This is a genomic window from Allobosea sp. FG18 (genome assembly GCF_057809495.1).
Map to the genome: position 1 here is coordinate 166400 of NZ_JBMDKB010000009.1, position 22074 is coordinate 188473.

Annotated in this window: 18 protein-coding genes; 5 read left to right on the forward strand and 13 right to left on the reverse strand. The window is 67.8% G+C overall.

The window, feature by feature from the left end; all coding sequences use genetic code 11:
• Positions 1 to 20 precede the first annotated feature (20 nt).
• Together ACODTJ_RS12510 and ACODTJ_RS12515 are read right to left on the reverse strand one after the other, a co-directional pair.
• Positions 21 to 2477 carry an exopolysaccharide transport family protein gene (locus tag ACODTJ_RS12510; protein ID WP_454654312.1) on the reverse strand — a complete coding sequence of 819 codons (2457 nt, stop codon included), beginning with the start codon at positions 2475 to 2477 and terminating at the stop codon, positions 21 to 23.
• A gap of 24 nt (positions 2478 to 2501) precedes the next feature.
• Positions 2502 to 3596: an endo-1,4-beta-xylanase gene (locus tag ACODTJ_RS12515; RefSeq protein ID WP_488848959.1), complete on the reverse strand. Its 1095-nt coding sequence runs from the start codon at positions 3594 to 3596 to the stop codon at positions 2502 to 2504.
• A 110-nt stretch (positions 3597 to 3706) separates the two neighbouring features.
• Between ACODTJ_RS12515 and ACODTJ_RS12520 the strand changes: the two genes are divergently transcribed.
• Entirely contained in the window at positions 3707 to 4945 is a 1239-nt protein-coding gene (locus tag ACODTJ_RS12520) for a lipopolysaccharide biosynthesis protein (protein WP_454654314.1), read from the forward strand.
• Here ACODTJ_RS12520 and ACODTJ_RS12525 read toward each other — a convergent pair.
• Both ACODTJ_RS12525 and ACODTJ_RS12530 read right to left on the reverse strand, forming a co-directional pair.
• Positions 4937 to 5854, reverse strand: coding sequence for a DUF6492 family protein (locus ACODTJ_RS12525; RefSeq protein WP_454654315.1), 918 nt, complete (start codon positions 5852 to 5854; stop codon positions 4937 to 4939). The two genes, ACODTJ_RS12520 and ACODTJ_RS12525, sit on opposite strands and share 9 nt — an antisense overlap.
• A complete protein-coding gene (locus tag ACODTJ_RS12530; protein WP_488848962.1) occupies positions 5851 to 6654 on the reverse strand; it encodes a WecB/TagA/CpsF family glycosyltransferase in 804 nt (267 codons plus the stop codon). Before ACODTJ_RS12530 ends, ACODTJ_RS12525 begins: the two co-directional genes overlap by 4 nt.
• A 411-nt stretch (positions 6655 to 7065) precedes the next feature.
• On the opposite strand from ACODTJ_RS12530, the gene ACODTJ_RS12535 reads away from it, so the two are divergent.
• From ACODTJ_RS12535 to hemA, 3 genes are all read left to right on the forward strand, one after another.
• Entirely contained in the window at positions 7066 to 7812 is a 747-nt protein-coding gene (locus ACODTJ_RS12535; protein ID WP_454654317.1) for an SDR family NAD(P)-dependent oxidoreductase, read from the forward strand.
• Between the two features lie 96 nt (positions 7813 to 7908).
• On the forward strand, positions 7909 to 9168 hold the full coding sequence (locus ACODTJ_RS12540) for an allantoate amidohydrolase (protein ID WP_454654318.1): 1260 nt from the start codon (positions 7909 to 7911) through the stop codon (positions 9166 to 9168).
• An 80-nt stretch (positions 9169 to 9248) separates the two neighbouring features.
• Positions 9249 to 10460 (forward strand): 5-aminolevulinate synthase, encoded by a 1212-nt coding sequence (gene hemA / locus ACODTJ_RS12545; protein ID WP_454654319.1) that lies wholly within the window; start codon positions 9249 to 9251, stop codon positions 10458 to 10460.
• A 215-nt stretch (positions 10461 to 10675) separates the two neighbouring features.
• Here the strand turns inward: hemA and truB are convergent, their stop codons facing one another.
• The 6 genes from truB to rimP all read right to left on the reverse strand — a co-directional run bounded on the left by truB (position 10676) and on the right by rimP (position 18030).
• Entirely contained in the window at positions 10676 to 11617 is a 942-nt protein-coding gene (gene truB, locus ACODTJ_RS12550; RefSeq protein ID WP_454654320.1) for a tRNA pseudouridine(55) synthase TruB, read from the reverse strand.
• Positions 11607 to 12062 (reverse strand): 30S ribosome-binding factor RbfA, encoded by a 456-nt coding sequence (gene rbfA, locus ACODTJ_RS12555; RefSeq protein ID WP_454654321.1) that lies wholly within the window; start codon positions 12060 to 12062, stop codon positions 11607 to 11609. The genes truB and rbfA overlap by 11 nt, the downstream gene beginning before the upstream one ends.
• A 151-nt stretch (positions 12063 to 12213) precedes the next feature.
• Positions 12214 to 15039: a translation initiation factor IF-2 gene (gene infB, locus ACODTJ_RS12560; protein WP_454654323.1), complete on the reverse strand. Its 2826-nt coding sequence runs from the start codon at positions 15037 to 15039 to the stop codon at positions 12214 to 12216.
• A complete protein-coding gene (locus ACODTJ_RS12565) occupies positions 15036 to 15725 on the reverse strand; it encodes an RNA-binding protein (protein ID WP_454654324.1) in 690 nt (229 codons plus the stop codon). The genes infB and ACODTJ_RS12565 overlap by 4 nt, the downstream gene beginning before the upstream one ends.
• A 14-nt stretch (positions 15726 to 15739) precedes the next feature.
• Entirely contained in the window at positions 15740 to 17332 is a 1593-nt protein-coding gene (nusA, locus tag ACODTJ_RS12570; RefSeq protein WP_488848965.1) for a transcription termination factor NusA, read from the reverse strand.
• 5 nt (positions 17333 to 17337) lie between these two features.
• Positions 17338 to 18030, reverse strand: a complete 693-nt coding sequence (gene rimP, locus ACODTJ_RS12575; protein ID WP_454654327.1) for a ribosome maturation factor RimP — start codon at positions 18028 to 18030, stop codon at positions 17338 to 17340.
• A gap of 219 nt (positions 18031 to 18249) precedes the next feature.
• Between rimP and ACODTJ_RS12580 the strand changes: the two genes are divergently transcribed.
• Positions 18250 to 19338: a DUF2336 domain-containing protein gene (locus tag ACODTJ_RS12580; protein ID WP_454654328.1), complete on the forward strand. Its 1089-nt coding sequence runs from the start codon at positions 18250 to 18252 to the stop codon at positions 19336 to 19338.
• On the opposite strand, the gene trmB is transcribed toward ACODTJ_RS12580, so the two are convergent.
• From trmB to ACODTJ_RS12595, 3 genes are all read right to left on the reverse strand, one after another.
• Positions 19313 to 20008, reverse strand: a complete 696-nt coding sequence (gene trmB, locus ACODTJ_RS12585; RefSeq protein WP_454654329.1) for a tRNA (guanine(46)-N(7))-methyltransferase TrmB — start codon at positions 20006 to 20008, stop codon at positions 19313 to 19315. The two genes, ACODTJ_RS12580 and trmB, sit on opposite strands and share 26 nt — an antisense overlap.
• Before the next feature lie 220 nt (positions 20009 to 20228).
• The gene (gene metK / locus ACODTJ_RS12590) at positions 20229 to 21461 is read right to left on the reverse strand and encodes a methionine adenosyltransferase (RefSeq protein WP_454654331.1); all 1233 of its coding nucleotides are present in this window, start codon (positions 21459 to 21461) and stop codon (positions 20229 to 20231) included.
• A gap of 129 nt (positions 21462 to 21590) precedes the next feature.
• On the reverse strand, positions 21591 to 22004 hold the full coding sequence (locus ACODTJ_RS12595; protein WP_454654332.1) for a helix-turn-helix domain-containing protein: 414 nt from the start codon (positions 22002 to 22004) through the stop codon (positions 21591 to 21593).
• Positions 22005 to 22074: the final 70 nt, after the last annotated feature.

Below are 22074 nucleotides of genomic sequence, written 5' to 3' on the forward strand. Positions count from 1 at the left end.
GCAGGGCCCGGTCGTGACGCTCACACCACGTTGATCACGACGCCGCGCAGCTTGCCCGCATGCGTTCCGAGCTGCGCCTTCAGGTGTTCGGCCCCGGCCTGGGCAGATTTGCCGTCGCGCGCGACCAGCACGATATCGTCCACCACCTCGGCGAAGCGCCCGATCAGGCTGTCCGCCGCCAGATGGCCGCCATCTACGATGATCGGCCCGAAGCGATGCGTCGCCGCGAAGGCACCCGTCCGCAGCGAACCCGCGCCGGCCGATGGGACCGCCCCCGCATAGGGCATGAAGGTCAGGCCGGTGCCCTCGTCCTTCATGATCGCGCGACCCAGTGCCACCTGGCCGGACATGACATCGCCAAGCCCGATCAATGCGTCCGCCGCGAAGACCGGGGTGAGGCCATGGGCACCGCCCGCGGCATCGACCAACAGCGCCGGCAGGCCGGACCGGGCGGCATCGAGCGCCAGATTGAGGGCGAGCGTCGTCGCGCCCACCTGCGGCTCCAGGCCGACGACCAAGATGCGGCGGCGATGCTCGCCGCCTGCGGCCCCGGCCAACTCGCGACGGGTCGCAGCAATGGCGGCAGCGAAACCTGACTGCGGCTTGTCTATGACATCGACGAGATGGCTCTGGCCCTGGAAGACCGAGCGCGCCTCGGCCACGTCACGCCGCCAGCGGCGGTTGCGCACCTGCGGGATGGTGCCGAGCATCGGCAGGGGCGCCGGTTCGGATACAGGTTCGGAGGTGCTCTCGGAAACGGGCGCGGCCTCGGGAGCGTTTCCAGCGCGCTTCGCGGAGCCGCCCGGGATCGCCATCAGGCGCCGCCAGTTCGCCGGTCTTGCGCTCGTTTGAGCGGGCTGCTGCTGCGGTGGCGGCTCGGTGGGCGCGGGAGCTGACGCCACCGGTTTGGGGGGTGGCGGTGTGACCGCAACGGCCGGCGCGGAAGCTGGAGCTGGGCTCTCGGTCTCGACCGGCTCGGGCGCAACCGGGCGCGGGGCACGGCGCCAGAACGGTTCGCGCTTCGGAGCCGGCGGGGGCTCCGGCGGGCGCGGCACGGCGAAGACGGCAAGTCCCAGCGCCAGAAGGACGCCCGCCCCGCCGCCACCAAAGGCCCCCAGCAATGCCAGCGTCCGGCGGCTCATGCCGCTCTTCTCCAAAGGGGGCATGGCCGGGCTGATGATGCGGGCATTGGTGGTGTCGATGCCGCCGAGCTCGCCGGTCTCGCGGGCACGCCTCAGGAAGGCGTCATAGATGGCACGGGAGGATTCGACCTCGCGTTCGAGCTCGCGCAATTGCACGGAGGCCCGGCCAGCGGCGTATTGCCCCGCCGTGAGCTGCTCGACGCGACGGGCGAGCTGACGCTCGGCCTCGACCGCGCGGTCATACTCGACCTTGGCGGCACGCCCGATACGGGCGAGTTCCTCACTGATCTGGCGCCTGGCGTCGCGCACCTGCGACTGCGCCGAGGTCAGCGCCGGATGCCGCGCACCGAGGGAGGAGACGAGATCGGCCTCGCGGGCCAGCGCCGCGCCGAGCTGGGCGCGCAAGGCGGTCATCGTATTGGAGGCGACCGCTTCCGGGATGGCCCCGGCCTCGATGCTGGAGGCGCGCGTACCGGCGATCTGGTCGTATTTCGCCTTGGCTTCGGTCGCACGGGTGCGAGCCGCGACGAGCTGCGCGCTGTTGAGCGACAGCTGCTGCTCGCCGAGCGAACGGTCGCCGACGCCGACGATATTGTTGGCTTCCTTGTATTTCTCGGCCTTTTCCTCAGCGATGCGCAGGCGGTTGCGCAGTTCCTCGAGTCGGCTGGTCAGCGCGGCCGTCGCCTTCTGCGCGGCTTCGGCGCGCACCGCGGCCTGGTCCTCGAGATAGGCCTCGGCCAGCGCATTCGCGATCTTGGCGGCCTTGTCCGGATCCTGCGCCGTCGCCGAGATGTCGATGACGAAGGTGCGTTCGCCGCGGCGCACCGCGACCGTGCGGTCGAGCGCCGCGAGTGCGTAGAGCGTCGCCTTGGGCGAGGGACCGGTACCGGTCCCCAGCAGACGGGAGAGGAAGCTGCTCGAAGGGCCGCCGAAATCCGGATCGCGATCAAGGTCGAGACGCTCGACGACCCGCGACTTGATGCTGTCGGAGGCGATCACGCGCGCCTGGCTTTCGAGATAGCCGGTGATCGAGGTCGGGTCGCTGCCGACATTGTTGGGGGAGACGTCGTTCTGGAGCACGCGCAGGTCGCGCGGATCGATGAAAAGCTGCGCGGTCGAGACGTATTTCGGCGTCATCAGCAGGCCGGCGAGGATCGCCAAGGCCAGGCCGAGCACAGCCATGAGCACGATCAGCCAGCGCCGCGCCCAGAGCGCCCCGAGGATCCAGAGGGGATCGGCCAGCCGCGCAAGCTGGACAGGCATCGCCGCGGCCGGCCGCTCCGGGCGGTTCGGCTTGTCCTGCGCTTCGCTCGTGGCGGGCCCGGTGGTGAACATGACGCTACGCTTCACTGTTCTGCATCACGCGACTCCACGCCGGTAGCGTTCGAGCACGGCCATCATCGGCTTGGGCCGGTAATCGGCATCAAGCGGCAGGGGCCGGGCACGGGCGCTGTCCTTGCGCGGGAAGGTTTCGTGGACCCAGGAATAGCGATCGGTCAGTCCCCAGGTGACGATCGCCTTCGGTCGTTTGACCGAGACGACGGCCTCGAGGAAGGTCGAGACCAGGGCTGCGGCGGTCTTGTCGCGTTGGGCGGCATCGGCCGGCAGCTTCCAGTCGATGACGTCGAGCTCGGTGATCTCGACATCGAGGCCGAGCTCATCGAGATCGCGCATGAAGCGCTGCACGCCGTCCACGTCGATGCCCTTGTCGGCATAGAGATGGGCCTGCATGCCGACACCATGGATCGGAATGCCCTTGTTTTTCAGGCGCCGGCAGATATCGAGCACGACCTTGCGGCGCGCGGCGGCACCGGGGACCGGCTCCTCCAGATGGAAATCGTTGAGCACGAGCCTGGCCTTGGGATCGATCCGCGCCGCCGTGCGGAAGGCGATATCGACATGCTCCGGCCCGAGCAGGCGCTGCCAGATGGTGTCGCGCCAGGGTCCGCCATCCGTGGGATCGTATTTGATGACCTCGTTGACGACGTCCCAGGTCGCGATCCTACCCTTGTAGCGGTCGACGACGACCTCGATGTGGTTGACGAGTTCGCGCTCGGCCTCAGCCCGCGTCGTCATCTCCCTGGTCCAGTTGGGCAGCGCTTCGCCCCAGAGGAGGGTATGGCCGCGCAGCGCCTTCTTGTTCGCCTGAGCGAAAGCGACGAGTTCGTCGGCACCCGAAAAATCGAAGCGCGGCTGGTCATGCCGCAGCGCCTCCCATTTCAGGTCGTTCATGGGGACGATGACATCGCAATAGCGCTTCAGCGCGTCGCGATAGCGCACATCCCCGCGGAAGGCGCCGATCTCCGCGGCGGAGCCAAACGGGATCGGCCGCACGGCGGCGGCACCGGTCCCCGTCATGGCGCCGGCCATCAGGCAAGCCGACGCGCCGCGCAGCACGCCGCGCCGCGTCGGCGACGCTTCATTTCGGTCCGTTTCGGCTTTCCGTATGGTCAATCGGGACGCTTCCGTGTCGTTTAGGGTCGTTCAACGCCTCTGGTCTAAGAGGTGGGCGTCATGCTGCAACGCAAAGGCACGCGCCGGGCCAGCCGCCGCGGAAACGGGTCATGCTACCGGATCGCACCACCATCTTCGCCTACCTCACCATCCTGAGCGGCTCCGCCGGCCGGCTCGTGATCTCCCTTGTCTACTTCCTCATCGTTGCGAATACGTTGACCCTCGGCGAATTTGGTTTGTTCGCCACGGCCTCCTCGACCGGGCTCATCCTGTCGCGCCTGCTGGCCTTCGGTTTCATCTCGCCGCTCTACCGGGTCGCCACGGTCAAGCCGCGGTTGCTCGGCGCCTATCTCTCCGGCTTTGCCGGCCTGTCCGCGCTGTCGTTGCCGCTGATCGTCGCGGTCGCCGGGGCCGCCTATCTGCTGCTCTTCGCGGAGCGCCTGGCGCTCCTGCCTTTCGCGGTGATCATCGTCGCGGAGGTGCTGGGCTGGCGGCTCGTCGAGGTCGTCGCCATCGTCAATAACGGCTTGAGGCGCTTCCGGCAGGCGGCGCTGCTCGTCATCATCGGCTCGGGCCTGCGAACAGTGGCGGCCTTGCTCTTCGCCGCCTTCGGCCGGGCAAATCTGGAGATCTGGGCCTTCGCCTATTGCGGAGCCACCATGGCGAGCGCGCTGATCGCGCTCCTCGCCTTCCTGCCGAGGACGCGCTGGCGCTTCGTGCGCAACCTCTATCCGCGCCGGATGGCGGATGCCGTCTTCGCCGGCGCGGCCGATATCGTGTTCTATGTCCAGTCCGAACTCGACAAGCTCCTGGTGCTGGGGCTCGCCGGGGAACGTACCGCCGGGCTCTACGCCATCGCGCTCCGGGTGATCGACCTCACCGCCATGCCGGTGCGCAGCTTCAACCAGATGCTCGTCCAGAAGATCATGAAGGATCGCGGCATCGGTCGCTTCAGGCGCCTTGCGGCCTATGAGGCCGGCATCGCGCTGGTCTCGGTCGGCGGGCTGGTCTGCGTCATCGTCGCGCTGATGCCCTTCCCGAACCTGCTCGGGCGCAACGTCTCGGAGGCGGCCTATCTGTTCGCGCCGATGCTGCTGGTCCCGGCCTTCCGCAACCTCGTCGAGTATCACGCCGAATTGCTCTATGCCCGCGAGCGCACGGGCTCGCGCATCGCGCTCCTGTGCCTGCTCACGGCGATCAAGGCCGGGCTGATCTCGCTGGTGATGACACGCTTCCCGGAGGCCGGAAGCTGGGCCGCCTGGATGAACCTCGTCTTCGGCGTGGTCTATCTCGCCTCGGCCGGCTTCACCTACAGGCTGCTGGCGCAGGGACGCAGGCCGTTACGCTGAGGCCTGCCGCTCGAACAGCGCGCGGATGCGGTCGAGCGGCTGCCCGATGAAGGACTGGATGCCGACGGCGACCTGCCAGGGCTCCAGCACCTCCTCGAAGGAGGCGAGATCCTCCATGCCGGCGACATCCTCGCTGAACCAGTAGACCTTGCAGAGCTCGCGCGCATCCGGCCAGTGGCCGGATGCCTCGAGCCCGAGCACGCGTTCGACGAAATAGCCGTAGATCATGTATTCCGAGAACTGCCGCTCGCGCGCAATGGCCGAGACCCAGTCGCGCCCGCTGACACTTTCGACATGGTCGAGCAGGGCCAGCACATGGTCGCGGCGCCAGCTCACCAGGTTGTTGATGTAGTCGGGGCTCGGGAAGGTCGGGGCGTCGAGGCCGAGCAGGGTCGAGGCATGCGTGCACCACGGGATATGCCGCGCCATGTCGGCCGTGATGGCGTCCGGCTTGCGATAGAGCCTGATGGCTCCGTCATCCGATAGGCTGGTCAGGTCGAAGGGGCGCAGGAACAGCATGTCGGAATCGGCGAAGAGGATGACATCCTCTTCGCAGGCCGTCGCTACCGCGAATTTCCTGAGCTGCTGGGCATGCCAGCCGCGCAAGGGCGGGATGCCGCGCGCCAGCGCCTGCACTCCGGTCCAGAGACGGCGCCTGCCGAGGCTCAGCGGATCGGGCCGTGATTTCAGCCAGCCCGGCAGCAATTGCGATTCCGGCAGGATGCGCCGGCGTGGCCCTTCGAGCTCGCGGAAGAGCGGGACATCACGATCCTCGACCAGAAGATAATGGACGGCGTGGCCGCTGACGAAGCGATCGATGCTGGCGCAGAGCAGCCGGCAACGCTCGATATCGCCCCTGTAGCTCGGCGTCGCCAGGGCAAAGGTCGCTCTCAATGTCAGGGAACTCACCCGCTGCGTCGGCCGCCCATGGCATATTGCCGGGCCATGCGCATCAGGAAAGCGGGATTTCCGAGCACATAGCGCCGCCACAGACGGCGCGGTTCGAGCCAGAGACGGAAGATCCACTCGAGCCGCGCCTTGCGCACCAACTCGGGCGCACGCGGCACTTCGTCGGCGAAGAAATCGAACAGCGCCCCGACGCCGGCCGCGACCGAGCCATGCTGCGGGCCGAGCTTGTCGGCGATGAAGCGCTCCTGCAGCGGGTTGCCCATCGCCACCAGCAGCAGGTACGGGCGCTGGGCCTTCAGGCCCTCGAGAAGGAGGGGCTCCTCTTCGGCCGTGAAATAGCCGTGCGAGACCACGCTGAAACGATGGGCAGGGTAGCGCTTCGTCAGGTTGGCGACCGCGCGATCCGCGACGCCCGGCCGGCCACCGAGCAGGGCGACCCGCATCGGCCGCCCGGAACGGGCGAAGAGGGTGGGAAAGAAATCCGTACCGTTGAGGTTTGCCGGGAAGGCCTTGCCATAGAGGATCCAGCTGCCGAGATCGACGCCGATGCCGTCGGCCAGGACGAGGAAGGTCGAGAGGCTGCGCAGCAGGGCGGCGTTGCCGGCGGCGACGTTCACCAGGTTGGCGTTGCAGAAAGCCATCTTCATATGGCTTCCCGTCGACACCGCATCGACCACCTCCGCGATCGCCGCCTCACGCTCCATCACGGCGATGCCGATGCCGCCGATATCGCGCTTGGCATAACCCGGCCGCTTGCGGCTCCTGGCTTCGCTGACAATCGTGATGGCGGTTGCGGGCACGGTGCTCTCGATCAGGGGCACGGCGGCCCATTGCGAATGTCGTGATTGTCTTTGCCGTTTCAGGGCTCGGGTCAAGGCAAAGCCCGCTGAAAGGTGAATGGCTTATTCCCGCGATCCGCGAGCCCGCGTTAATGGCAATCCTCTTGCAGCGACAAGGCCTTGTACCGAACCGGAACGATCGCCCGAATGGTGGCGCCACCCTGTCCCGGACACCGTCTCACCGCGACACAGACCCGCTTCGAACCGCCCCGATCCGGCACGCAGCGAAGGCCCTCGGCCCCCGGTCTTTTTGCGATCATCCTTAACAAAATGCATGACGGCCCTGCGCATTTCACCGAAACGGCCATGTCCTCTTGGCCGGCGCCGATCCACCCGGCTAGGGTGACCCGCACAAAGTTCGGGAGGTCTGGCATGAACCAAATCGATTTAAAGAAGCGCGTCGCCATCGTCACCGGCGGGGCGCAGGGCATCGGCCGCGCCGTCGCCGAGCGCTTCGCCAAGAGCGGTGCGACCGTCGCGATCTGGGATGTCGACGCGGCTCTCGCAGCCAAGGCCGCCAGCGAGATCGGCCATGGCGCGATCGGCGTCGGCGTCGACGTGACCGATGCGGCGGCCGTGCAGAAGGCGAGCGACGCGCTGGAGGCCCAGCATGGCAGCATCGACATCCTCGTCACCAGCGCCGGCATCGCCGGGCCCAACCACAAGACCTGGGAGTACCCGCTCGAGGATTGGGCCAAGGTCATGAAGCTCAATGTCGACGGCACGCTGCATTGCTGCCGCTCGGTGATCCCCGGCATGGTCAAGCGCAATTACGGCCGCATCGTCCTCGTCGCCTCGATCGCGGGCAAGGAGGGCAATCCCAACGCCTCCGCCTATTCCGCCTCGAAGGCGGCGGTGATCGCGCTGACCAAGTCGCTCGGCAAGGAGCTCGCCGACAAGGACATCGCGGTGAACTGCATCACGCCGGCGGCGGCGCGCACCCGCATCTTCGACCAGATGAGCGAGGAGCATATCGGCTACATGCTGGCGAAGATCCCGCGCGGGCGCTTCCTGCTGCCCGACGAGGTCGCCTCGATGGTCGCCTTCCTCGCCTCGGCCGAGAACAGCTTCACCACGGCCGGCGTGTTCGACCTCTCCGGCGGTCGCGCGACCTACTGAGACGAGGGTGGCGGAGGCCGGATCATGCCACCGGAGAGAAGCTGCTTGGCGAAATTGGCCGTCGCAGTTTTGAAAGCCCTGCTCTAGCTTGGCGGCATGACGCAGACGCTTCCCTCCGCCGCCGTCCTCGGCGCCCGTGCCTTCGCGGCGCTTGCCGGCCTCAATCGCTTCAGCGACGAGCCCGGCAAGCTGACGCGCCTCTATCTCTCGCCCGCACACAAGCAAGCGGCGGAATGGGTCAAGGGCGCGATGGAGGTCGCGGGGCTCACCGCCTTCATCGACGCTGCCGGCTCGGTGCAGGGCCGGCGCGAAGGCACCGTGCCGGGGGCGCCTGCCGTGCTGATCGGCTCGCATATCGACACGGTGAAGGATGGCGGACGCTTCGACGGCAATCTCGGCGTCGTCGCCGGCATCCTTGCCGCACAGGCCTTGCGCGATGCCGGGATCAGCCTGCCCTTCCCGCTGGAGGTGATCGGCTTCGGCGACGAGGAGAATGTCCGGTTCCCGACGCATCTCTCGACCTCGGAGGCGCTGGCCGGCGCCTATGACCCGGCCTGGCTGGAGGCGCGCGACAGCGATGGCGTGAAGCTCGGCGAAGCGCTCGTCGCCTTCGGCGGCAATCCGGCGGGGATCGCGGCGCTGGCCCGCAAGCCAGGCTCGATCCAGGCCTATCTCGAAGTCCATATCGAGCAGGGGCCGGTGCTGGAGGCGGAGAACGAGGCCGTCGGCATCGTCACCGCCATCAACGCGCAGAGCCGCGCACAGGTGCGCGTCACCGGCGAGGCCGGCCATGCCGGCACCGTGCCGATGGCCCTGCGCAAGGACGCCTTGACCGCCGCAGCCGAAATGGCGCTGGCACTGGAGCAGATCGCCGGCGCGCATGAGCTCGCCGTCGGCACGGTCGGGGTGCTGCGCCCCGAGCCCGGCGCGACCAATGTCGTCCCCGGCGCGGCCGAGTTCACCATCGATTTCCGCGCCCCGAAGGACGAGACTCTGGCGGCGATGGATACCGAGATCCGCAAACGCTTCGCCGAGATCGCAGAGCGTCGCGGCGTCGGGCTGGAGATCATCCCCTATGCCCGGGCCACGGCCGTGCCGATGGAGCCGAAGCTGCAGGATGCACTGGCGACCGGCATCGCCCGCTCCGGCAGCAACCTCGCCGGCCGGCGGCTGCCCTCCGGCGCCGGGCATGACGCCATGGCGATCGCCGCGGTGGCACCCGTCGCCATGCTCTTCGTGCGCAACGAGAAGGGCATCAGCCATTCGCCATTGGAGAACATGACCGAGGCCGATGCCGGCATCGCCATCCGCGTCCTCATCGAAACGATTCTGGAACTGGCCGGGCGCTCACAGTAGAACAAATCCAGCCGCGACACCGCGCACCATTCCGCGAACGGCCCGAAAGGCCTAGGAGAGGCGCGCCGCAGGAGGCTGGAATGGATTTCGAGAACTTCTTCCGTCGGGAGCTCGACGGATTGCGCAGCGAGGGCCGCTATCGCGTCTTCGCCGACCTGGAGCGCCAGGCCGGCCGCTTCCCGATCGCGACCTATCATGGCGAGAGCGGCCCGCGCGACGTCACCGTCTGGTGCTCGAACGACTATCTCGGCATGGGCCAGCATCCCAAGGTGCTGGCCGCGATGCATCAGGCGCTCGATGGCAGCGGTGCCGGCGCCGGCGGCACCCGCAATATCGGCGGCACCAACCACTACCACGTCCTGCTGGAGCGCGAGCTCGCCGATCTGCACGGCAAGGAAGCCGCGCTGATCTTCAATTCCGGCTATGTCTCGAACTGGGCCTCGCTCTCGACGCTGGCCGCGCGCATCCCCGGCTGCATCGTGCTCACCGACGGGCTGAACCATGCCTCGATGATCGAGGGCATCCGGCATTCACGCGCCGAGAAGCATATCTTCGCCCATAACGACCCGGCCGACCTGCGCCGCAAGCTCGCGGCGCTCGATCCTAACAGGCCGAAGCTGATCGCCTTCGAGTCGGTCTATTCGATGGATGGCGACATCGCGCCGGTCCGGGAATTCTGCGACATCGCCGACGAGTTCGGCGCAATGACCTATATCGACGAGGTCCATGCCGTCGGCCTCTACGGCGCGCGTGGCGGCGGCATCTCAGAGCGCGAGGGCCTGACCGACCGGCTGACCCTGATCCAGGGCACGCTGGCGAAGTCCTATGGCGTGATCGGCGGCTACATCACCGGCTCGGCGGCGCTGTGCGACTTCATCCGCAGCTTTGCGTCGGGCTTCATCTTTTCGAGCTCCCTGCCGCCGGCCGTGGCTGCGGGCGCGATCGCCGCGATCCGGCACCTCAAGGAGAGCTCCGCCGAGCGCGAGCGTCAGCAGGACCGCGTCGCGGCCTTGCGGGCCAAGCTCGACGCCGCCGGCATTCCGCATCTCGCAAATCCCAGCCATATCGTGCCGGTGATGGTGGGTGAGGCGAAGGCCTGCAAGGCGATCAGCGACGAGTTGCTGGCGCGCTTCGACATCTATGTCCAGCCGATCAACTACCCGACCGTGCCGCGTGGCACGGAGCGGCTGCGGATCACGCCCTCGCCCTTCCATTCCGATGCCGATATCGACACGCTGGTGGCGGCGCTCAGTGCGATCTGGGCGCGGGACGGGCTGAAGCGGGCGGCCTGAGGGGCGTCGAAGGCGTCATCCCCCCGATCAGAGGCGCGGGCTTTGCCCTTCTCCCCTTGCGGGAGAAGGTGGCTCGGCGAAGCCGAGACGGATGAGGGGTCTCTCAGGTCGCAATTGTAAGCGGGCCGTGAAACGCCGACGATCCAGGCCGGCGCGCGCCCTCACCCCAACCCTCTCCCGCAAGGGGAGAGGGGGCAGGCCGCGGCTTCCTTGCCTCAGAGATTGAAGACGCGGTGGGGAACGAACTCGCCGTTCTGGACCGAGCCCGTCGAGACCAACGTGCCGGCGCAGGTCGCGTAGGCGGCCTCCAACTCGATCGGGGCGCCGGCTCCGCGCAGCAGGGCGCTCTGGCCGCGCTTGAGGCGGGCGGCGGCGTCGCGATGGAGCACAATCTCCGGGATCAGCGTCAGCGCCGCCTTGACCGGCTGCAGCGCCGTCAGCGCGCTTTCCGGGCTCTCGCGCAGGGTCTCGACACTGGCGGCGTCTGCGACCGTGAACGGCCCGACGCGGGTGCGGCGCAGATGCGCGACATGGCCGAGGCAGCCCAGGGCCAGACCCAGATCGCGGGCGATGGCGCGGACATAGGTGCCCTTGCCGCATTCGGCCTCGAAGGTCGTGGTGGCGCCGTCATGGCTGACGATGTGGAGCGCGTCGATCTCGACGGGCCGCGCCTCCAGCTCGACCTCCTCGCCGTCGCGGGCGAGGTCGTAGGCGCGCTCGCCGGCGATCTTGATCGCCGAGAACTTGGGCGGCGTCTGCATGATGGTGCCGGTGAAGCGCGGCAGGAGCGCAGCGATCGCCGCCTCGTCCGGACGCTTGTCCGAGGTCGCGATGACGCTGCCCTCGGTGTCGTCGGTATTGGTCTGCGTGCCCCAGGCGACAGTGAACTGATAAGCCTTGCGGCCGTCCATGACGAAGGGAACGGTCTTGGTCGCCTCGCCCAGCGCGATCGGCAGCAGGCCCGACGCCAGCGGGTCGAGTGTGCCGGCATGGCCGGCCTTCTTGGCGCCGAAGGCGCGCTTCACGACGCTGACCGCATGGGTCGAGGTCATGCCGATCGGCTTGTCGAGGATGACCCAGCCATGGACGTCGCGCTTCTTCGGACGCTGCGCCGGCGCAGCGTCTTGGGCGATTTCGGGAGCGTTCTCAGCGGTCATCGTTACGGTCGTCTTCGGGGGCTTCGTCTTGGTGGTCCTGGTCGATCCTGAGGCGCTGGACCTGCGTGTCGCGGCGCACGGCCTCGGTATCGAGCAGCGCATCGATGCGCTCGGCCTCGGCGAAGCTCTCATCGGCGCGGAAGCGCAGGTCCGGCGCGTATTTCAGGTTCACGCGATGGGCGATCTCGCCGCGCAGGTAGCGCTTGTTGGCTTCGAGAGCCTTGAGGACCGGAGCGATGTCCAGCCCGCCGAGCGGCATGATGTAGCAGGTCGCGAGCTTGAGATCCGGCGAGAGGCGCACCTCCGGCACGGTCACGACATGCTTCGCCAGCACGTCATCATGAATGTCGCCCCGTGCGAGCATCTCGGCCAGCGCGTGGCGGATCAGTTCGCCGACGCGCAATTGCCGCTGGGATGGGCCGGAAGGTTTTGCAGGTTTAGCCATGGTTCTCGTTTCTCCGGGATCGGACCGGACCAAACGTCCCGGCGGGCCAGGCCCGCCGTCTCAGGATGATCAGGCGCTGGACGCGCTCTTCTCGTCACGAGATGGCCGGGCTTTGCCCGGCCATGACGCGCTGTTTCAGGAAGCGCAGCCCTCAGAGGCTGCGCTTGATCTCTTCGACGCGATAGCACTCGATGACGTCGCCGGCGCGCATGTCCTGGTAGTTCTCGAAGGACATGCCGCATTCCTGGCCGGCCACGACTTCCTTGGCATCGTCCTTGAAGCGCTTGAGCTGGCCGAGCTTGCCCTCGTGAACCACGACGTTGTCGCGGATCAGGCGGACATTGGCGCCACGCTCGATCGTGCCGTCGGTGACGCGGCAGCCGGCGATCTTGCCGACCTTCGAGACGTTGAAGATCTCGAGAATCGTCGCGTTGCCGAGCATGGTCTCGCGCAGAGTCGGCGCCAGCAGGCCCGACATCGCGTCCTTCACGTCATCCATGAGGTTATAGATGATGTTGTAGTAGCGGATCTCGACGCCGGCCCGGTCGGCCGCCTCGCGCGCTTCCTTGTGGGCGCGCACGTTGAAGCCGACGACCACCGCGCCCGAAGCCTGGGCGAGCGTGACATCCGACTCGGTGATGGCACCGACGCCCGAGGACAGCACGCGGGCACGAACTTCTTCGTTGCCGACCTTCTCAAGCGCTCCGACGATGGCTTCGACCGAGCCCTGCACGTCACCCTTGACGACGAGCGGGAACTCCTTGCGGCCGGCGCCTTCCTTGAGCTCGCGCATCATCTCGGCGAGCGAACGGCCGGCGCCCGAAGCCGCGCCACGGGCGGCGAGGCGGTCGCGACGCTGACGCTCGCGGTAATCGGTGATCTCGCGGGCGCGGGCCTCGGACTCGACCACCGCAACGCGGTCGCCGGCCTCGGGCGTGCCGTTGAAGCCGAGAACCTCGACCGGCATGGAGGGCGGAGCCTCCTTCACCTGCGCGCCGGTATCGGCGATGAGCGCGCGGACGCGGCCCCATTCGGCACCCGCCACGACGATGTCGCCGGTGCGCAGCGTGCCGCGCTGGACGAGAACGGTCGCGACCGGTCCGCGGCCCCGATCGAGCTTGGCCTCGATGACCGTGCCTTCGGCGGCGCGATCCGGGTTGGCCTTGAGATCGAGCAGCTCGGCCTGGAGCGAGATCGCCTCGAGCAGCTTGTCGAGGTTGTGGCCGGTCTTGGCGGAAACCTCGACTTCGAGCGTCTCGCCGCCGAGCGTTTCGACCTGAATCTCGTACTGCAGCAGCTCGGCGCGGACGCGATCGGGGTTGGAGTCGGACTTGTCGACCTTGTTGATGGCCACGATCAGCGGCACGCCGGCAGCCTTGGCGTGATGGATCGCCTCGGCCGTCTGCGGCATGACGCCGTCATCGGCCGCCACGACCAGCACGACGACGTCCGTCACTTTGGCGCCGCGGGCGCGCATCGCCGTGAAGGCGGCGTGGCCGGGGGTGTCGATGAACGTCACCTGGGTGCCCAGCGGGGTCGTCACCTGATAGGCGCCGATATGCTGGGTGATGCCGCCGGCCTCGCCGGTGACGACCTTGGTCTTGCGGATCGCGTCGAGCAGCGAGGTCTTGCCGTGGTCGACATGGCCCATGATGGTCACGACGGCCGGCCGCGACTCCAGGGTCTCGTCGGTATCCGGCGTGTCGAACAGGCCTTCCTCGACGTCGGATTCGGCGACGCGCTTGACGGTATGGCCCATTTCCTCGGCGATGAGCTGGGCGGTGTCGGCGTCGATCACGTCGGTGATCTTGTGCATCGCGCCCTGCTTCATCAGCAGGCGGATGACGTCGACGCCGCGTTCCGTCATGCGGTTCGCGAGTTCCTGGATGGTGATCGTCTCGGGGATGATCACCTCGCGCATCACGCGCTCTTTCGCGACGTCAGAGGCGCGGTGGCCGGTCATGCGCTGCACGCGCCGGCGGAACGAGGCGACGGAACGCGTGCGCTCGTCCTCGCTCCCGGTCGCGGTCGACAGCGTCAGGCGACCGCGCGGCTTGTCGTTGGTGGTCTTCGGCGTCTTGGGCGCGGCGGGAGCCGGGCCACGACCGGGGCCGGCACTCAAGCCGGGACGGCGGAACGCGGCCTTGACGTCGACATCATCCGAGCGATTGCGCGTGGTGTTGGCCGAAGGCGCCTGGCGCGCCGGACGGGCGACCGCCGGCTCGGACGGAGCCGTCGTGTCGATGCGGGGCGTGCGCGGCGCATCGGAACGCGGCGGGCGGCTGTCGAGCCGGGGCGGGCGCGCACCGGTGTCGCGCATCGGCGGGCGCGAGGTGAACTCGCGCGGGCCGGACGGGGCCGGACGGCCATAATACTGGGTCGGCTGGGGCGCAGGAGCCTGGGGCGCAGGCGCGGCCTCGCGAGCCTGCGGCGGCGGGGCCGCCGGGCGGGCGGGAGGCTGTTCGTCGCGCTGGCGCGCGGCCATTTCGACGCGGCGCTTCTGGTCGTCTTCCTGACGGCGGCGCTCTTCCTCCTGCCGCTGACGGGCGGCAGCGGCTTCGCGCTCCTGGCGCTCGCGCTCGACGGCGGCAGCGCGCTGGCGCGCCTCGTCCTCGGCGATACGGCGCGCCTCAGCCTCGCTGCTGCGGGCTTCCGACAGGGCGCGCTGACGGGCGTCCTTCTCCTCATCGGAGAGGGTGCGCAGCAGCATGCTGCTGGCCGGACGCTGAGGCGGCTGCGGAGCGGCGGGGCGCGGCGCGGTCGCCTGCGGAGCCGGGGCCTGCGGCGGACGCGGCGCGACGGGCTCCTTGACCTCATGCCCGGCGGCGCGGCGCTTCACCTCGACGACGACCTGCTTCGTACGCCCATGCGAGAAGCTCTGGCGAACAGTGCTCTGCTCGACAGGCCGCTTCAGCGACAGGGTCTTGGGCGGGTTGACGGAGAGTGTCTTGTCGCCCGGGTTCTTGGTATCGGTCATTCCGCGTTCGGTCCTGCCGGTTCGGTCGTGTCTTCGGTGTCGTTCTGGTCGGATGCGGCGGTATCGTCCGTCCGATACCGGACGAGCCGACGCCAGCGGGAGAGGACGCCCTCCGCCGCCGGACCCGGAGCAAGCGCGGCATGTATCACATGTGCCCGCCCCAACGCCAATTCCAAATCCGCCGCCGTGAAAATAGCGACGACGGGCAGTTCACGGGCCTTGAGCCCTTCGGCTTCGCGGGCTGCCCCGATCCGCCGGATGGCCTGGCCGATCTTGCGCTTGCCATCCTCGGCCCCATCGCTGGCAGCAATGACGCCGACGCAACGGCCCGAGCCGATCAGGGCCTCGACCTTGGCGAAGCCCGCGATCACGAGACCCGCCTTGTTGGCCATCGACAGCGCCTGCACCGCATCGCGCAGCATCAGCGCATCGATCATCTCCGGAAGGTCGGCGGGAACCGCGACCTTCGCCTTGAGCGAACGCTCGAAGGCCTTGCGCTTGATCGCCTCGGCCACCGTCCTGCGGCTGAGGCTCGCCCAGACGCCGCGTCCGGGCAGCTTGCGCCTGAGATCCGGGACCAGCGTACCGTCCGGCCCCGCGACGAAGCGGATCAAATCCTCAGGCGCCTTCACGGTCCGCGTCACAACGCAGCTTCGCTCCGGTCCTTCCTTTTGAGCCGCCTTCACCGCGAAGGTTCCTATCAGGCCTCGGCCGCCTCGTCGGCTTCCGCCTCAGGCTCCTCGGCCGGCGCCTCGACCCAGCCCGCATGGATACGGGCCGCCATGATGATCGCTTCCGCGTCCTGGCGCGACAGGTCGAACCCGTCGAGATAGCCGGAATGACGGGTCGACTCGCCGTCCTTGCGCTCGGTCCAACCAACGAGATCGTCCGTGGCGCAGCCCGCGAGATCCTCGACGGTCTTCACATCGTTCTCGCCGAGCGCAACCATTATGGAAGTGGTGACGCCATCGACCTCGCGCAAGGCGTCCTCGACACCGAGCGCACGGCGCTTTTCGTCCAGCTCCGCCTCGACGGCGGCGAGATGCTCCTGCGCGCGGCTCTGGATCTCGCCGGCGGTGTCCTCGTCGAAGCCCTCGATCGAGGCGAGCTCGGAGAGATCGACATAGGCGAGCTCCTCGACATTGCGGAAGCCTTCCGAGGCGAGAAGCTGGCCAACCGTCTCGTCGACGTTCAGCGCGTTCATGAACAGGTCGGTGCGCTGCACGAATTCCTTCTGGCGGCGCTCCGACTCCTCGGCTTCGGTCAGGATGTCGATATCCCAGCCGGTGAGCTGCGAGGCGAGGCGGACGTTCTGACCGCGGCGGCCGATGGCGAGCGAGAGCTGCTCGTCGGGAACCACGACCTCGATCTTGTCGGCTTCCTCGTCGAGAACGACCTTGGCGACCTCGGCCGGCTGCAGCGCGTTGACGACGAAGGTCGCGACATCCGGCGACCACGGGATGATGTCGATCTTCTCGCCCTGAAGCTCGCCGACGACGGCCTGCACGCGCGAGCCGCGCATACCGACGCAGGCGCCGACCGGGTCGATCGAGGAATCGCGCGAGATCACGGCGATCTTGGCGCGCGAACCGGGGTCGCGGGCGACAGCCTTCACCTCGACGATACCGTCATAGATCTCGGGCACTTCCTGGCCGAAGAGCTTGGCCATGAACTGCGGATGGGTACGCGACAGGAAGATCTGCGGGCCGCGCGGCTCGCGGCGCACGTCGTAGACATAGGCGCGGGCCCGGTCGCCGACCTTGAAGGTCTCGCGCGGGATCATCTCGTCGCGGCGGATGATGGCTTCGCCACGGCCGAGATCGACGAAGACATTGCCGTACTCGACGCGCTTGACCGCGCCGTTGACGATCTCGCCGATGCGATCCTTGTACTCGTCGTACTGGCGGTCGCGCTCGGCCTCGCGCACCTTCTGGACGATGACCTGCTTGGCCGACTGGGCGGCGATGCGGCCGAAATCGAAGGGCGGCAGCGGATCGGCGATGACGTCGCCGGCCTGGGCGGCCGGGTTATGGCGCTTGGCCTCGTCGACCGTGATCTCGATCGCCGGGTTCTCGACGGTGTCGACGACCTGGAGATGGCGGGCGAGACGCAGTTCGCCGGTCTTGGTGTTGATCTCGGCATGGACATCCGTCTCGGCGCCGTAGCGCGAGCGGGCGGCCTTGGCGATGGCGTCCTGCATGGCATCGACGACGATCTGGCGGTCGATCGACTTCTCGCGGGCGACCGCGTCGGCGATCTGCAGCAGTTCGAGCCGGTTGGCGCTGACGACCATGACGCTCACTCCTCTTCGTTATTGTCTTGCGGGGTCTTGCCGGCCTTGGTCGGCCGCGGTCCCAGCGATTTTCCTCGGCCCTTCCTAGGGCTGGCGATCTCTTCGGCGGAGGGCATTTCCGGCGGCAGGCCGGACTTGCCGCGGCGCAGCGACTCGGTCACGAGCGCGTCGGTCAGAACGAGCCGGGCCTCGGCGATCGCGCGCATCGGAATGGCGACGTCGCGCTCTTCCTCGCTCTTGGCGTCGTCGCGCGTCAGCAGCGCGTCCTGGCCGGCGACGCCGCGCAGGATACCCCGGAAGCGCTTGCGGCCGGCGACCGGCTCGCTCGTATCGATCTTGGCGAGATGGCCGGCCCAGCGCTCGAAATCGCTGGCGCGCACCAGCGGCCGGTCGATGCCCGGCGACGAAATCTCAAGGTGATAGGCCGCCTGGATGGGGTCGTCGACGTCGAGCGCCGGCGAGACTGCCTGGCTGACCTCCTCGCAACCCTCGACATTCATCGTGCCGTCCGGCCGCTCGGCCATGATCTGCAGGGTGCAACCGTTCTGGGCGCTGATGCGCACGCGCACCAGCCGGTAGCCGAGATCGACGATCGCCGGCTCGATGATCGCGGCAACACGCAACGCCACGCCGCTTTCGACGACGAGGCGGGGTTCCTGATCAGGTGCCGTTTTCGGCTCGTGGGTGAGTTCGCTCATGGCCCGGACCGTTCCGTCTGCCTCCGGCGGGTCGCGGCCAATAAAAAAGAGCGGGCCGGTGGGCCCGCTCTTGATCATCGGCGTTAACCGATACCAGAGCTGTTGCCCGCTATTTAGTCCGCATCGCCCCGATATGCAAGCTCGGTTGCGGCGGCGCTAACCCAATGGTCATCCTTCGCGTGCAAGATGACGCAACGGTATACCGGTTGAGGATCAGGTATGAGTGCGGTCGGCTCGCTGCTGCGAGATCTCGAATCCACGATGCTGCGCGGCTCGAACGACGTGCGCGCCGACATCCTGTCGCGGCTGACGGACCTGTTCCTGGCCACAGCCGTCCATATGGACGAAGAGCAGGTCGGCGTCTTCGACGTGGTGATCGGGCGGCTGTCGCGCGCCATCGAGCTGCGCGCCCGCGTCGAATTGTCGGAGCGGATCGCGCCGGTGCCGAACGCGCCGAGCGGCGTCGTCCGCCAGCTCGCCCTCGACGAGATCGCCGTGGCGCGTGCCGTCCTGGTGCAGTCGCCGCGCCTCACCGATCAGGACCTCGTCGCGATCTCGGCCGCCAAGGGGCGCGATCATATGCTCGCCATCACCGAGCGGCCCGGGCTCGGCGAACCCGTCACCGATTTCCTGATCCTGCGCGGCGGGCGCGTCGTGACCCATGCCGTCGCGGCCAACCAGACAGCCCAGTTCTCGCGCCACGGCATGGGCGTTCTGGTGATGCGAGCGGCACAGGACGATGCTCTCCAGGCCACGCTCGGCCTGCGCCGTGACATTCCGGCCGAACTCGTCGACCAGCTCATGACCGCCGCCAAGAATTCCGCCCGACGCCGGTTGAGCGAGAGTCTCGAACCGACGCTTGCCAACGATGTCGACAGCGCGGTCGAGCGCGGAGCGGACGCCATCGCGGCCGGCGGCCAGATGCCGGGCGAGCTCGGCGCGATCAGCGCGGCCCTCGTCGAAATCCGCGAGCTGAACGAAGCCGGTCTGCTCGACGAGGCCAAGGTCCGTACCTATGCCCGCGACGGCGCGACCGAGCACGCGATCTGCGGTGTCGCGGTGCTGGCGCAGCTCGGCCTGCCGGCGAGCGAGCAGATCATCCTCGGCAGCGACCGCGAGGCCGTGCTGCTGGTCGCACGCGCGCTCGGCTGGTCGTGGGAGACCACGGCGGCGCTGATCTCGCTGCGCAAGGATTTCGGCAAGTCGCAGGCCGCCGTCGACCGCGCCCGCGAAAGCTTCCGCACTCTCGCGCAGGGCACCGCCCAGCGCGTGCTTGGCTTCCTCAGGATGCGCGACGCAAAGCCGTGAGATAACTGGAGATGCGCCCCTCGCGGACCGCCTTCGCCTCGTAGCGGGTGCGAATCCAGCCGGGATAGGGCGTGCGCCAGTCGCCCGGCCGCTCGTCTGTCCAGTCGAAATCGGGCGAGGCCATCAGGCGCGACAGCGTCCAGCCGATATAATCGTCGATATCGCTGGCGAAGCGGAAACATCCGCCTGCCCTCAGCGCGCGGGCGAACAGGCCCAGCGTATGCTCCGAGACGAAGCGGCGCTTGCGCTGGCGGCGCTTCGGCCAGGGATCGGGATAGAGCAGGTCGATCGCGTCGAGGCTGCCTGCGGGCAAGCGCGGCAGCAGGAGCGCGGCGTCGTCGTCCCAGACCCGGATATTGGTCAGCCCCTCGCGCTCGACCACGGCCAGGAACTTGGCCATGCCGTTGATGAAGGGCTCGACGCCGATGAAGCCGATCTGCGGGCTCTCGCGCATTCGCATCAGCAGATGCTCGCCGCCGCCGAAGCCGATCTCCAGCCGGACGGCCTCGACGGGTTGCGGGAACAGCGCCTTGAGGTCCGCGATCTCGCCTTCCGGCAGGCGCAGACGCGGCAGCGTGTGCTCCATCAGATGGCTCTGGCCGTCGCGCAGGGCCTTGCCCTTGCGGCGGCCATAGAAGGCGCGTTCGTCATGATCGGGGTCGTAGGTCATTCGGAATCGTCTCGCAGGAACCGAAGTCATCCCGGACAAGCGGCTTCAGCCGCGCCGATCCGGGATCCATGCCAGAGCCTATCCGATCGAGGCTCAGGCATGGATCCCGGGTCTACGCTTCGCTCCGCCCGGGATGACGGCGCGGATAGGATGCCTGTAGCAAAATGAAAAGGCCGGAGCGAACAGCTCCGGCCTCGTCAATTCAAGCGAACGCGCTGTCTCAGGCGACGGCCTTCTTCAGCGCGTCGACGAGATCGGTCTTCTCCCAGGAGAAGGAGCCGTCACGCCCGGCCTTGCGGCCGAAATGGCCGTAGGCCGAGGTCTTGGCATAGATCGGCTTGTTGAGGCCGAGATGGTTGCGGATGCCGTTCGGCGAGAGATCGACCAGCTTGCCGAGCACGTCCTCGAGCTTGGCCTCGTCGACCTTGCCGGTGCCGTGCAGGTCGACATAGATCGACAGCGGCTTGGCGACGCCGATGGCGTAGGAGAGCTGGATCGTGGCGCGGTCGGCAAGCTTGGCCGCGACGACGTTCTTGGCGAGGTAGCGCGCCGCATAGGCGGCCGAGCGGTCGACCTTGGTCGGGTCCTTGCCCGAGAAGGCGCCGCCGCCATGGGGAGCCGCACCGCCATAGGTGTCGACGATGATCTTGCGGCCGGTGAGGCCGGCGTCGCCGTCCGGGCCGCCGATCACGAACTTGCCGGTCGGGTTGATGTGCCAGACCGTGTCCTTGGAGATCCAGCCATCCGGCAGCGCCTGGCGGATATAGGGCTCGACGATCTTGCGGACATCGGCCGAGGTCAGCGTCTCGTCGAGATGCTGGGTCGAGAGCACGATCTGGGTGACGCCGACCGGCTTGCCGTTCTCGTACTTGACGGTGACCTGGCTCTTGGCGTCCGGGCCGAGCTTGGCCGCATCGCCCTCGCCCTTCTTGCGGGCGAGCGTCAGGATCTCGAGGATCTTGTGGGCGTAGTAGATCGGGGCAGGCAGCAGCTCGGGCGTCTCGCGGCTGGCATAGCCGAACATGATGCCCTGGTCGCCGGCGCCGACATCCTTGTTGCCGGCCTCATCGACGCCCACGGCGATATCCGCGGATTGCGGATGCAGAAGAACGTCGATCTTGCACTTCTTCCAGTGGAAACCGTCCTGCTCGTAGCCGATCGCCTTGATCGCCTTGCGCGCGGCCGACTTGACCTTGCTCTTCATCGCCTTCTCGTCGAGCGAGGTGCGGACCTCGCCGGCGATGACGACGCGATTGGTCGTCGCGAGCGTCTCGCAGGCGACGCGGACCTTGCTCGCATCCATGCCCGCCTTGGCGGCTTCCTTGAAGAACAGATCGACGATCTCGTCGGAGATGCGGTCGCAGACCTTGTCGGGGTGCCCCTCCGAGACGGACTCGCTGGTGAACAGGTAATTCTGGCGTGACACGGTCGGGGCTTCCCTGAATCGGCACATGGAAAAGGCCGGCGCAGCGACGCCAGCCCAATGAACAGCTCGTCTTCGCAGCGGACGCGTTCGCCGTCAAGCAGGAAAATCCGCTTATCGGGAGGATCGTTCGTCACACCGAACGAAAAGAAGGCGATATCACGCCGTTCCGGCGTCTTCCTCCGCCAGCGCCTCGACGAGATCGATGATCCGCCGACGTACCCGGCCGCTCTTGATCCGCGTGAAGGCCTTGGTGAGCTGTACGCCTTCACTGGTGGTGAGGAATTCGGAAATGAAGGTCGTCGCGGCGGAATCCGCGAAGCCGGATTCCGGCATATCCCCGGTCGGCGCGCCGTCGAAGAAGAAGGCCACCGGCACATCCAGCATCTTGGCGATCTGCTGCAGGCGGCTCGCGCTGATGCGGTTCGAGCCCTTCTCGTATTTCTGCACCTGCTGGAAGGTCAGCCCGAGTGCTTCGCCGAGCTTTTCCTGGCTGACCCCAGCGAGCATTCGACGCATGCGGACGCGGCTGCCGACATGCTTGTCGATGGGGTTGGGGACTTTCTTGATCATGATTCACCCTGCTTAGGCATCAGTGTCATGACCAGGAGCCGCCATCCTGGTCGGCGCGCGGTAGCCGTCC